The organism is Chryseobacterium oryzae (assembly GCF_022811665.1).
In the GTDB taxonomy this organism is placed as follows: domain Bacteria; phylum Bacteroidota; class Bacteroidia; order Flavobacteriales; family Weeksellaceae; genus Chryseobacterium; species Chryseobacterium oryzae.
Genome location: NZ_CP094529.1, coordinates 3,021,347 through 3,033,440, shown reverse-complemented (window position 1 = coordinate 3,033,440; position 12,094 = coordinate 3,021,347). Strand labels below are relative to the sequence as shown.

General features: G+C 34.3%; 12 protein-coding genes. 1 reads left to right on the top strand and 11 read right to left on the bottom strand.

Features of this window, described 5'->3' with window-relative positions:
- Positions 1 to 17 precede the first annotated feature (17 nt).
- The gene (locus tag MTP08_RS13770; RefSeq protein ID WP_209388692.1) at positions 18 to 464 is read left to right on the top strand and encodes a GatB/YqeY domain-containing protein; all 447 of its coding nucleotides are present in this window, start codon (positions 18 to 20) and stop codon (positions 462 to 464) included.
- 144 nt (positions 465 to 608) lie between these two features.
- On the opposite strand, the gene MTP08_RS13765 is transcribed toward MTP08_RS13770, so the two are convergent.
- The 11 genes from MTP08_RS13765 to MTP08_RS13715 form a co-directional block, all read right to left on the bottom strand.
- A complete protein-coding gene (locus tag MTP08_RS13765; protein WP_243576428.1) occupies positions 609 to 2,570 on the bottom strand; it encodes a tetratricopeptide repeat protein in 1,962 nt (653 codons plus the stop codon).
- Positions 2,571 to 2,574: 4 nt separating this feature from the next.
- On the bottom strand, positions 2,575 to 3,096 hold the full coding sequence (locus MTP08_RS13760; protein WP_243576427.1) for an LptE family protein: 522 nt from the start codon (positions 3,094 to 3,096) through the stop codon (positions 2,575 to 2,577).
- Between the two features lie 4 nt (positions 3,097 to 3,100).
- Entirely contained in the window at positions 3,101 to 3,805 is a 705-nt protein-coding gene (locus MTP08_RS13755) for a hypothetical protein (protein ID WP_243576426.1), read from the bottom strand.
- A gap of 12 nt (positions 3,806 to 3,817) precedes the next feature.
- Entirely contained in the window at positions 3,818 to 5,113 is a 1,296-nt protein-coding gene (locus MTP08_RS13750; RefSeq protein WP_243576425.1) for a sigma-54 interaction domain-containing protein, read from the bottom strand.
- 26 nt (positions 5,114 to 5,139) lie between these two features.
- Positions 5,140 to 5,943, bottom strand: a complete 804-nt coding sequence (locus tag MTP08_RS13745) for a tetratricopeptide repeat protein (RefSeq protein WP_243576424.1) — start codon at positions 5,941 to 5,943, stop codon at positions 5,140 to 5,142.
- Complete coding sequence (locus MTP08_RS13740; protein ID WP_243576423.1) at positions 5,915 to 6,430, bottom strand: hypothetical protein; 516 nt, start codon at positions 6,428 to 6,430, stop codon at positions 5,915 to 5,917. The genes MTP08_RS13745 and MTP08_RS13740 overlap by 29 nt, the downstream gene beginning before the upstream one ends.
- 9 nt (positions 6,431 to 6,439) lie before the next feature.
- Positions 6,440 to 7,876 (bottom strand): tRNA (N6-isopentenyl adenosine(37)-C2)-methylthiotransferase MiaB, encoded by a 1,437-nt coding sequence (miaB, locus tag MTP08_RS13735; RefSeq protein ID WP_209388764.1) that lies wholly within the window; start codon positions 7,874 to 7,876, stop codon positions 6,440 to 6,442.
- A gap of 194 nt (positions 7,877 to 8,070) precedes the next feature.
- Entirely contained in the window at positions 8,071 to 8,730 is a 660-nt protein-coding gene (locus MTP08_RS13730) for a hypothetical protein (RefSeq protein ID WP_243576422.1), read from the bottom strand.
- A gap of 104 nt (positions 8,731 to 8,834) precedes the next feature.
- Complete coding sequence (locus MTP08_RS13725; protein ID WP_243576421.1) at positions 8,835 to 9,317, bottom strand: energy transducer TonB; 483 nt, start codon at positions 9,315 to 9,317, stop codon at positions 8,835 to 8,837.
- Between the two features lie 117 nt (positions 9,318 to 9,434).
- Positions 9,435 to 10,634, bottom strand: coding sequence for a diaminopimelate decarboxylase (gene lysA / locus MTP08_RS13720; RefSeq protein WP_243576420.1), 1,200 nt, complete (start codon positions 10,632 to 10,634; stop codon positions 9,435 to 9,437).
- A gap of 222 nt (positions 10,635 to 10,856) precedes the next feature.
- The gene (locus MTP08_RS13715; RefSeq protein WP_243576419.1) at positions 10,857 to 12,080 is read right to left on the bottom strand and encodes a 3'-5' exonuclease; all 1,224 of its coding nucleotides are present in this window, start codon (positions 12,078 to 12,080) and stop codon (positions 10,857 to 10,859) included.
- Positions 12,081 to 12,094 lie beyond the last annotated feature (14 nt).

Below are 12,094 nucleotides of genomic sequence, written 5' to 3'. Positions count from 1 at the left end.
ACATTAATACAAAAATTATGAGTTTAGAAAATACCATAAACGAAGCGATTAAAACAGCAATGAGAGCTAAAGATAAAATAGCTTTGGACTCTCTTCGTGCTGTAAAATCTCAAATATTATTATTAAAAACAGAAGCTTTAGGAGCAGAAGTTTCTGCAGAACAGGAAATTGCCATTCTTCAGAGAATGGTAAAGCAGCGTAAAGATTCTTTTGATCAGTTTGCTGCACAGGGAAGAAACGATCTTGCGGAAGTAGAAGAAGCTCAGATGAAAGTGATAGAGCAGTTTTTACCTAAACAGCTTTCTGCGGAAGAGCTGGAAACCGAAATGAAAGCAATTATTGCTGAAGTAGGAGCCGAATCTGTAAAAGATTTAGGTAAAGTTATGGGAATAGCTTCAAAAAATTTAGCCGGAAAATCTGATGGGAAAAGTATTTCCGAAATGGCTAAAAAGCTGCTTTCCTAAGTATTATTGATGGCTGATAAATGATGATGATCATCATGCAGCTATATTTATTATTGGATATTCAACCTTTGCATATCGATTTGATTAAAGAAGCCCGAAATTATTAATTTCGGGCTTCATTTTTATTCTGTAATAAAATTACTCTTAGTTTTTTCCTCTGCTATCCTTTATTTCCTGGATTTTACCTTCAAAATAATCTTTTCTGGCGGGATGCTTTTGGATAAGTGCCTGAAAAGCGTTTATCGCTTTCGTATACAGCTTTTGTTCAATATAAAGGTTTGCGAGAGTTTCGGTCATCAAATGAGAAATATCGTCCGTTTTCTCTTTTACCGTAAAACTTACTTCATCTTTTAATTGGCTGATTTTTGGGTTGTTTTCTATAAAAGATTCAATAGCTTTATTTTTTGTTGCTGTTTTTTCTTTTAAAATTTCTTCTGTACGGTCTATTTTAAGCCAACTTTGCCACGTATTGATGAAGCCTGGAACATTACTGTCAACCGACTCCGTTTTCTTTACAGATTCTTCTTTTAGAGGTTCTTCTTTTGGAGCAACGCTTTCTTCAGCATTTTTCTTGTTATTGATAGGCAATGAAGAGATTTCAGATCCGAAAAACGAAACATTCATCACAGGAACTTCACTCTCAGTTTCTTTTTCTTCTAAAGTTTTCTCTTCTTCAGCCGTTTCCTCTTTTGCTTCATTAGAAATCTGAGGTTGCTCTTCCACTATACTTTTATTTGGAGTAATTTCAGAGGTTTTAGCTTCTGGAATGATCTTTTCAACGGTTTTTTCCTGACTCTCTTTTTTATCTATTAAAGAATCGGGCAAACTGCTTTCAAGACTCATGGGTTTCCAGGCAGTATTTGCAATAGGCTCTTCATCAATTTCATTGCTATCCGAAGAAATTTCTTCTGTTGAAGGCTCTTCAATTACGTCTTCTTTTTCCTCTTTCGGCGAAAAATCAACAACAAAATCTTGAGTTTCAGAGAAACTGATTTCGTTTCCGGAATGCAAAATGCTTTCTTCTTTATCCGTCTCCGGTTCTGCCTTTTTTTGAGATTTCATCTTTTTTTCAACCTCTTCAATCAGACGGCGCATTTCATCTTCGTATTTATTGGCAGAAGATTTTTTCTCTTCAGTTTTTACCTCTTGGTTGGGTTGAGCAGTTTCAATTTTCACATTTGGAAAGAAAGATTCTGTCCCGTGAAAACTTAGCTGAGAATCGTCCTGAATTTCTTCTTCAATTTTCGGACTCTCTATTTTATTCTCTTCAACAATAGTTTCTGCATTCAGCGGTTCTTGGGCTTCTTCTTTTTCTACATGAATTTCCTCAACATCTTCTTCTACATTCTCTTTTTGAGGCTCAAAAGGTTCGGTTTCTATAAAGCTGATTTCGGCTTCATTATCTATTTCTTCCGAAACTTTTTCAGAATTTATTGTACTTTCATCAATTACCGTTTCTATGTCAAGATCTTCTGTTGTAGAATTTTCATTAAATTTTTCAGAATCTTTATTTTTAGTTTCGTTTTCTTCAGGGAATTCTTCTTCTTTTTTATTAACAATAATTTCTTCAGTTGACGATGAAATTGGAGAACTTTCTGCCTTTTGGGTAACAATTACGCCAGATTCTATGGTAGATTCTAAATCTATTTTTTCGGAATTTTCTTCATTCAGGAAATTTTCTTCTCCCTCATATAAAATTCTGTTTCGCTCTCCGTTTACAATAACTGTCTTTATTTCAGCTTTAGGGATAATTAAAGACTCGGAAATCGCTTCGTAATCGTGTTTTGCAGGTTTTTCTTCCTGTGGTAGAATGTTCTCAGTTTCTTTAATATCTTCCACCGGAATTTCTTTTGTCTGAATTTCCTGTTTTGGCTGTGGCTTTCCGTTAATTAGCTGATAGAGAATTTTCTTGTCTGTTGTATAGGCAGCCGTGGTAGATAAATCTTTCTGGTAGTTTTCTTTATCGAAAAGATGAACTCCGTACAAATGCAATGCACGGATATTCTGAATGTAAGGAAAAGAATTAATTTCTTCTTTCAAAAGATTTAAATCTTCTGGCTGAATAATTTTTGGATTTTTTAATAATTCTAAAACTCTGTTATTCATTATCTTACCAGTTAGCGACAATGTCGTTGAAAATTTTATTAATAATTCTGTCTGTTACCAGTTTTACCTGAGAAGTTTCGATCTGGCTCTGGGATAAATTACTGTTGAAAACGGCTTCATCCACATAGGTTCTTTCAAAACTTAATTCAGAATGCAGTTTGTTTTCGTAACGCACTTTTACAGTAATCGTAAGCTTATTCTGAGATTGTTGTATAGTTCCCGCACTGGTCTGCTGCGTTGAAGAACTAATGGTTGTAGGAGTAATTCCGTAATCTGTAATTTCACCCTCAATTAATATATCGGGATTCGTTTTGGTTCCTTTTAAAGTGGTACGCTGTAAAAACCTGTTCTGAATATCCGTAGAAAATTGCTGAGATAATGCAGGATTTACCAAAGCTGCATTGTTGGGAAACTCGTTAATCTGAACTGTTTTTTCATCTTTCAGAGAAGAGCCTGTAAAGGTGTAGCAGGAATTGAGAAACCCCACAGATACCATTAAAATTAAAAGATTTTTGAGCGTATTCATTTTATTATAATTCTTGTGTACCTATTTCTTTAATTTCATCATATTCAATCTGCTGAAGAGCATCTTCGTAGGCAATATGATTGCATGTATATATTAAAGGTAACGTGAAAAAAATACCAATACCACAAGCTAAAATTCCAAGTTGAGATAAAAAACTTAAAACTATGCTGAATAATAAAATCATGATTAAATTACCTTTAGTCATTACTTTAGAAATATTCCATGCTGTTTTAATATCGGTAATACCTTTAAGACTTATCAAAGGAACGATATAAAAAGTTTTAAGCAAAAGATAATATAAAAAGAAAATCATAATCGCCATCACGGGAAATAAGATGAACGGAAAGCTTGAACCTCCATCATTAGAATATTCACTAACTCCACCAGTAATCGCTACAATAATAATTATGGGAATATACATTACAAATACTGCAGCTAAGATGATTAATTGCAAAATGAAGTAGGGCATAAAGTCCTTAAAATCAAAAATTTCACCTGCACTTGCATTTTGGTTTTTGCTTATTTTTCTTAAATACTTGTGATAATTTCCAAGAGCTACAAGACCACAAAAAGGAATGATACTCATAACTATTGTTACAAGAAAACCCAAAAAAACTGACCCATAATTATTTTTCAATAAATTAAATCCTTTACTGATGTAGTCACCAAACTTAAAATCGATGGGCTTAGCCGTAATGTGTGTATTCATAAAATTAAATTTTTATTCTTCGAGATTGTATTGTTTTATTTTTCTATATAAGGTTCGTTGCGAAATTCCCAGTTCGTCTGCAGCGCGGTTTCTTCTGCCGTTGTGCTTCTCTAAAGCTTTTACAATCAAATCTTTTTCATTGTTTTGTAAAGATAGAGATTCCGGCTTGTTTTCTTCAATTTCAATATCCTCAAAATCCTCGTAAGAATCTTCAGGATTCGAAATAATTGTAGGATTCTGAATATTCTGACTGCTTACGTTATTATTATTTTCAAAGTATAATAAAGAGTTGGGACTTGCCGTCTGAGGAGTTGCTTCAGGAGTATAAATTCTGCTGATTAGATTTTTCTCCTGATTGCTCAGATCCGAATTGCCCCTGTTCTTAATGAGTTCCGAAGTTAAGGATTTTAAATCATTTATATCGTTTCTCATATCGAAGAGAATTTTGTACATGATTTCCCTTTCACTTCCAAAATCATTTTGCTTCGGGGTATTGGGTTGCGTAACTACCATTGGCAGATGTGCATCCATCGGGATGTATTCCGCAAGCTTTTCAACAGAGATTTTTCGGTCTCTTTCCACTACTGTCATTTGTTCCACCAGGTTTCTCAGCTGGCGCACATTTCCCGGGAAAGAATAATTTTCAATGTAATGAACGGCACTTGGCTCCAGTTCCAACTCCGGCATTCTGTATTTTTCGGCAAAATCTATCGCAAATTTTCTGAAAAGTAAATGGATATCTCCTTTTCTTTCTCTCAAAGGCGGCATATCTATCTGCACGGTGTTCAGACGGTAAAATAAATCTTCACGGAAACGCCCATCCTGAATTGCCTTCATCATATTCACGTTCGTTGCAGCAACAATTCTTACGTTGGTTTTCTGAATTTGAGAAGATCCTACCTTCATAAACTCTCCGCTTTCTAAAACTCTTAGTAAACGCACCTGGGTTTGCAAAGGCAGTTCGCCCACTTCATCAAGAAAAATGGTTCCGCCATCGGCAACCTCAAAATATCCTTTTCTGGTTGCCGTAGCTCCTGTAAATGCCCCTTTTTCGTGACCGAATAATTCGGAATCAATAGTTCCTTCCGGGATTGCACCACAGTTTACCACAATGTAAGGCTGATGTTTTCTTTTGGATTCTGAATGAATGATTTTCGGGATAAATTCTTTTCCCACACCACTTTCTCCAATTACAAGTACCGAAATATCGGTTGGTGCTACTTGTATTGCTTTTTCTAATGCTCGGTTTAATGCAGGGAAATTCCCGATGATTCCGAAGCGGTTTTTTATATTTTGAAGTTCGTTCATTGTTTTTGATTTTTTAGATTTAAATATTAAAGTTCCTCAATTTCAGTTCTGTAAACTTTGTTGAAGTGATGAGTATAGCCATCTTTCATGGTTTTTCCTTCATCATAGCTTTTGAGAGCTAACTTTTTTAAATCCAAATAATCTTTGTTCCTAATTTTTGAAACTTTACTTTTAAAATATATATTTTCGGCAAAATCGTATTGTTTACTTTGCTTTTCGAAATTTTCTAAGGCTTTATCGTATTTTCCGAGTTCAAAATAGGTAACTCCCAATTGGTAATAATCGTAAAAACCAACCGTATGGTCTTTTTTCGCCAACTGGTTTTCTATAATCGAGACCGCTTTTTCTCTTTGCCCTAAAGCGGAATAGCAAATCGCTTTTGCAATATGCAATTCGTAATCTCCATTTTGAGAATAGCCTAAATAACCATTGGGATATAATTTTTCTAAAGCCTCAATATCCTCAATAGCTCCTTTGTAATCTCTCAAAAACTGGTATTTGCACCAACCTCTGTAGCCTAAATTCATTTTAGGGTCGAGATTTACAGCCTTATCTATTAGTATTTTCCAAGAGATAAAATCTCCGTTTTTAAGATAAGGAACTGCTTTTTCTTTATATAAATTGGAAAATGTGGGACATAGTTTTATCGCTTCATCAAAACCTTCCTGAGACTCTCGGGTTCCCTGTCCATATTCTTCCCAATAATTATACATCTCGCAGGCCTTTTTACAGTTGTCATTCTGCATTGTATTGCAGTTAACCTGTGCCTGAAGATTAGAATAAATAACCAATACGAGAAGGCTAAGGTAGTATTTCTGAAACTTTTCCATGCTCTATTTTATAGGTTAAATATTGGTAATAGTCTACTTTTTTTCCGTCTATCTCTTTGGGAATCCAGCCATTTAGATTTTTAGTAAAAAAAAGAATTTGGGATGTTAATTTCGAATCCAGCTGTGTTTCCTTGTAATTTTCATCCATCTGTTTCATTCTGAAGATTCCGGATTTTCCTTCACAATTTACAACAAATCTTATGGTAACATAGCCGTTAACATCTTTTGAACTATGTATGTTTTCTTTCTCAAACTTTCGGACAATTTCTAATTTCTCTCCTTTGTACTGAATACCCGATGAACCTCCGTTATAATACTGATAAGAATAAGATCCTTCGGATAAACAATTCTTAAAATTTGGATCATCTAATTTTTTATCCCATTCTACATTTCCCACATGAGCAGGATATTTCGAAACAGCGGTTTTATCTATCTGACAATTGCTGAAGAGTGGAATTAAAAATAAAAGAGACAGAGCGTTTTTCATCCGAAATTTTTACTTTACGGTTTCCCCTAAAAGTGTGCCCTGTGTATTATCAAAAACAAAAACATCCACAATGTCACCAATTTTCTGTCCTTCAAGCATATCGAATACACAAACGGCATTTTGAGAATTTCTTCCTTTCCATTGGTTTTTATTCTTTTTAGAAATTCCTTCAATTAAAATCTGATGAGATTTTCCTACATAAGACTTCATTCGCTTTCTGGATAATTCTCCCTGCAATGCAATTACTTCTGCCAAACGTCTCTGTTTAACATCTGCAGGAATGTTGTCTTCCATTTTCTTGTGTGCGGGAGTTCCGGGTCTTTCTGAATACGCAAACATATATCCGTAATCATATTCAACCTCTTTCATTAAGGAAAGTGTATCTTGATGATCTTCCTCAGACTCGTTGCAGAAACCTACAATCATATCTTGGGAAAAAGCCACTTCCGGAACGATTTCTTTTGCTTTTTTTATTAAATCTAAATATTCTTCACGGGTATGTTGTCTGTTCATCGCTTCCAACATCGCGTTGCTTCCGCTTTGTACAGGTAAATGTACATATTTACAAATGTTGTCATGCTTCGCCATCATTCTGAATACCTCTAAACTCATATCCTGCGGATTGGATGTAGAAAAACGGATTCTCATTTCTGGAACAGCCTTAGCAACCAAATCCAGCAATTGAGCAAAATTTACTGCCGTTGCTTTTTGCATTTCAGAGGCTTTTTCAAAATCTTTCTTAGGACCGCCACCGTACCATAAATAAGAATCTACGTTCTGCCCCAATAATGTAATTTCTTTATATCCGCTTTCAGAAAGACTTTTGCATTCTTCAAGAATAGAATGCGGATCTCTGCTTCTTTCTCGGCCTCTTGTGAAAGGAACTACACAAAAAGTACACATATTATCGCAACCTCTTGTGATGGTAACATAAGCTGTAACGCCGTTTCCGCCTAAACGAACCGGGTTGATGTCTGCATAGGTCTCTTCTTTAGAAAGAATAACATTAATGGCATCTCTTCCGTCTTCGGTTTCTTTTAAAAGATTGGGTAAATCTCTGTACGCATCGGGACCTACGACTAAATCGACAAGTTGCTCTTCCTCTAAAAATTTAGTTTTAAGTCTTTCTGCCATACATCCTAAAACGCCAACCGTCATGCTCGGACGCTCTTTTTTCAGGTTTTTGAACTGTGAAAGACGCATTCTAACAGTTTGCTCAGCTTTTTCACGAATGGAGCAGGTGTTAAGAAGAATCAAGTCAGCTTCTTCTACTTTCAATGTCGTGTTGTAACCTTGTTCGTTTAAGATAGAAGCTACAATTTCCGAATCTGAAAAATTCATTTGGCAACCATAACTTTCCAAAAATAATTTCTTGGAATTTCCTTCTTTTTCAGCTATGGCAAAAGCTTCGCCCTGTTTAGTTTCGTCTATATATTTTTCCTGCACGGTCTTTAAAATTTGAGATTTAAAATTCAGGGTTTAATGTTTTTACTGCTGGGCAATTTCAAACATCAAGCATCAGATTTCAAATCAATTCAGTTTGCAAAGATACAAAATATTGTGACAGAATGGCAGGAGAGAAATTTTGTTTCCGAGGTGTTAGTTTACCTTAAGGGTGACCGGTAATTTAAAGTAGTGTTTTACAGGAATTCCTTTATATAAGATTTTTTGGTGTTGGAGGCACATTTAATTACCATTTCGTTAAACTTGTCTAAATTAGAAATATTATCAATGTGGAAAAATGTTGCTTCTCCATGGGTATTAACGTCAAAATAAATTGTGAAAGAATAATTATTATCAGAACGATAGCTGTTGTCGAAGCACTTGATAAAATTATCCCGGAATTTCATAATGTCACTTTCTTTATCTTTATACATATAAACCGGCAGAGTGAAATCTGAACGTTCAGTTGGCTTATTAAATAACAAGTCATCAGAGAAACTGGCAAAAAACATAGCGGGTACTTTTTTTCCATCAACTTCGGCTGATTTCCATTTTTTTGTCTGAGAAATGGCGTTCAGTACTTTGTCTTTGAGGCATTTGTTGTTTTCAACGGCTTTTGTGTCCTCATCTGCTACATATTTAACAGTATTGTCTGGATATACCACAAATCTCATCGCTAAAGCCTCTTGTTTATCACAAGGTTTGTAATTGTTATTTACTGTAATCTGCTGAAGATCTTTAAAGAATGCTTCTCTGCCACCTTCATAAAAATCCTGATCTTTAGGGTATTTATATAATATCTGAGCGCTTACAGCTGCTGAAAAAAGCATTAAAGAGAAAATGATAATTCTATTCATGTTGAAAAATAAAAGCTGTCGTAAAAGTACAACCTATGTATTATTTAGAATTTGAATATTAAAAATTATTAATTCTCTAAAATTTAAACTTCAATAATTTTTTCCTATATATCTGCCGATAAAGAAGAGAAATTCATTTTTAATTTCATTTCAGATTTTACAGGTTCTCCGTTGCACATTGCAGGTTTCCAGTTTTTCTTAATTCGTCTTACTATATACTGCATATCATCGAAGAAAACTTCGCTTTTCAGCACTTTAGGTTCTCCGGTAACATCTACAACCTTGCCCATAGCATCAATGGTTAATGTGAAAGTAAAATCTCCGGATAAAGTATAAAAATCAGAATTCAGATAAGTATACATGTATTTGGACAGGATTTCTTTGTAAGCTGCCGCTCCTCCTTCGAAACTTGCCGGTTCAAAATGGTTGCATCCTTTTACTGCAACCTGCATAAATGGTTCTTTAATATCTATTTTGATGAGATTCTTATTGTTTTCCATAATAAAAGAATCGTCTCTTTCGTCTATTACCTGAGTAAATGCAAAATTTGCCGTAAGTAAAGCGAATAAAAAGGTAAGTGTTTTCATATATAGATTTTTTAAAAGTAAAATATCATTCTTTCATTGAAAAGAACAGTAAAAATTGAGCCAAAAAAGAACTTCACTATAAATAATGAAGTTCCTGAAACCTTTATTGAACTTGAATTATAAAACTTCTATCTGATTTCTCAGTAAATCTTCAAATTCGTCTCTTTTTCGGATAAGATGAGCTTTTCCGTCTAAAAATAGAACTTCAGCAGGCTTTAATCGGGAATTGAAATTAGAACTCATCTCAAAACCATAAGCTCCTGCGGTGTGAAAAGCCAGAATATCGCCTTCTCTTACTTCATTCAGTTTTCTGTCCCATGCAAATGTGTCGGTTTCACAAATATTTCCTACAACGGTATATATTCTTTCGGCACCTTTAGGGTTAGAAAGGTTTTCAATCTCATGATATGAATCGTAAAACATCGGACGAATTAAGTGATTGAATCCCGAATTCACTCCCACGAAAACGGTCGCCGTAGTCTGTTTAATTACATTAGCTTTCACCAGAAGATAGCCGCTTTTTCCTACTAAAAATTTTCCCGGTTCAAACCAAAGTTCAAACTTTCTTCCGGTAGTTTTAGCGTATTCCGAAAGTACTTTTTCTACTTTTTTGCCTAAAGTTTTTACATCGGTTTCCAGTTCGCTTTCCTGATAAGGAATTTTGAAACCGCTCCCCATATCCAGATATTTTAAATTTGGGAAATTTTCTGCTAAATCCAGCATGATTTCTAATGCTTGGATGAAAACTTCAGGATCTTTAATCTCACTTCCCGTGTGCATGTGAAGACCTTCAACATTAACGTTCGTAGATTTCATAACACGCTCAATGTGTCGCATCTGGTGGATAGAAATTCCGAATTTAGAATCAATATGTCCTGTAGAGATTTTGTGATTTCCTCCCGCATAAATGTGTGGGTTAATTCTCACAAAAATAGGATAAGAATTTCCGTATTTATTCCCAAACTGTTCCAAAATTGAAATGTTGTCGATATTGATATGCACTCCATGATGCATTGCTTCTTCAATTTCGGCTAAATCTACACAATTGGGAGTGAAAAGTATTTTTTCTTTGGTGAAGCCCGCTTTTAAGCCAAGTTTTACTTCATTAATGGAAACACAATCTAAAGAAGCACCTAGGTTTTTGATGTACTTTAAGATGTTGATGTTGGTTAAAGCTTTTGCTGCGTAAAAAAACTTAGTGTGTTTTAGAAAAGACGAAGAAAGTGTTTCGTATTGAGCTTTAATCGAATCTGCGTCGTAAACGTACAACGGCGTGCCAAATTCATTGGCAATCTTAAGTAAATCTTTTGAATTCATAATTTCATTTTAACATAAAAAACGGCAGATTCTTCCAAAAGAGTCTGCCGCAATGATTATTTTATGCAAGCTACTCTTTTAAATATTCCAAACCTTAGAGAACTTTACAGCTCCCTTTTTTCCGGTTTTATTTTGTTTAAAATTTTGCATTGCTCTGTTTAATTTTTAGCAAAAATACTATTTCTTTTTTATATGAAAGAAAAATGCTAGCAATAACATTTTTTATTGTGGTAACGGAAGTGTTTCGAAATCACCACGAAGCAAAGCCAATTGCAGGTCACTAATTAAATCTGAAGCAGGAAGTGGTAAATCTATTTTCAGTTTAGAAACTTTAGTCAAGGTTTGAATTTGGGTGAAAAGTTCATAAAAACCATAGGATTCTGGCTTTCCGTTTTTAATAACGATAAAAAGTTTTTCTCCCATTTTTTTTCCTGATCCAAGCCAAATTTCATTTCTTTTTCTAAAATCTATTTTTTTTGAAAGATTTTCTGGCGTTTTGAACTCCTCATTCTCGTTGATGAAATGCACTGCCTTCATTCCTTGTGTAAAAGCCTTGAATTTAAGAATAGGTTTTTCTTCTTTATTCAGATTATTTTTTTCTACAATATATTTCTGATTTCTAAAATATAAACCATAAGGAAATACTTCTCTTTTCTTGATTCCTTTAGAATTTAACATCAGTTTTGCAATAATATCAGAGCCTGTAAGTTCAAAATGAATCTGCTCTGTATCATTTTGTACCTTTTCCCATTTTTTGGATTTGGAATTGAACAGTTTTTTGGAATATTTATTAACATCCTGAACATAGTCGGAAAGAACAATTTTACCATCGCTGTTCTGAAAATAAACAAATCCTTTTTCGTGAGGTAAATCCTGAGTTAATTCTTTGATTTTGTTGATGTAATTCTTTGCGTTGCTCTCTTCGTGCTGCTTCTGTATAATCTCATTTTCTGTATCTTTAGAAACAAGAAGTTTAAAAAGTTCTAGAGTAGCTCTTGCATCGCCATCTGCTCTGTGAGCGTTGGTTAACGGAATTCCCAAAGATTTTACCAGCTTTTGAAGAGAATAACTTGCTTCATCCGGAATCAGTTTTTTGGCTAAAGGAATTGTATCTAAGGTGTTGATTTTAAAATCGTAGCCGAGTCTGCTGAACGATTGCCGCAACATTCTGTAATCGAAATCAATATTGTGTCCTACTAAAGTTGTATTTTGGGTAATTTCTACCACTCTTTTTGCCAGTTCGTGAAATTTCGGTGCTGTTTTCACCATTTTGGGCGTAATACCGGTAAGTTTCTGTACAAAAGGAGTAATATCGCTTTCGGGGTTTACCAGAGAAATAAACTGATCTACAATTTTGTGACCGTCATAACGATAAATGGCGATATCTATAATGCATTCTTTTCTGAAACCTGCACCATTACTTTCTATATCTATAATTGAATACATTTATTTTTCTCTTA

Coding starts and splice junctions, on each gene's coding strand:
- MTP08_RS13750 (WP_243576425.1), bottom strand. CDS start 5,113: ATGAACGAACTTCAAAATATAAAAAACCGCTTCGGAATCATCGGGAAT.
- MTP08_RS13730 (WP_243576422.1), bottom strand. CDS start 8,730: ATGAATAGAATTATCATTTTCTCTTTAATGCTTTTTTCAGCAGCTGTA.
- lysA (WP_243576420.1), bottom strand. CDS start 10,634: ATGAATTCAAAAGATTTACTTAAGATTGCCAATGAATTTGGCACGCCG.
- MTP08_RS13760 (WP_243576427.1), bottom strand. CDS start 3,096: ATGAATACGCTCAAAAATCTTTTAATTTTAATGGTATCTGTGGGGTTT.
- MTP08_RS13770 (WP_209388692.1), top strand. CDS start 18: ATGAGTTTAGAAAATACCATAAACGAAGCGATTAAAACAGCAATGAGA.
- MTP08_RS13755 (WP_243576426.1), bottom strand. CDS start 3,805: ATGAATACACACATTACGGCTAAGCCCATCGATTTTAAGTTTGGTGAC.
- MTP08_RS13715 (WP_243576419.1), bottom strand. CDS start 12,080: ATGTATTCAATTATAGATATAGAAAGTAATGGTGCAGGTTTCAGAAAA.
- MTP08_RS13745 (WP_243576424.1), bottom strand. CDS start 5,943: ATGGAAAAGTTTCAGAAATACTACCTTAGCCTTCTCGTATTGGTTATT.
- MTP08_RS13765 (WP_243576428.1), bottom strand. CDS start 2,570: ATGAATAACAGAGTTTTAGAATTATTAAAAAATCCAAAAATTATTCAG.
- MTP08_RS13740 (WP_243576423.1), bottom strand. CDS start 6,430: ATGAAAAACGCTCTGTCTCTTTTATTTTTAATTCCACTCTTCAGCAAT.
- MTP08_RS13725 (WP_243576421.1), bottom strand. CDS start 9,317: ATGAAAACACTTACCTTTTTATTCGCTTTACTTACGGCAAATTTTGCA.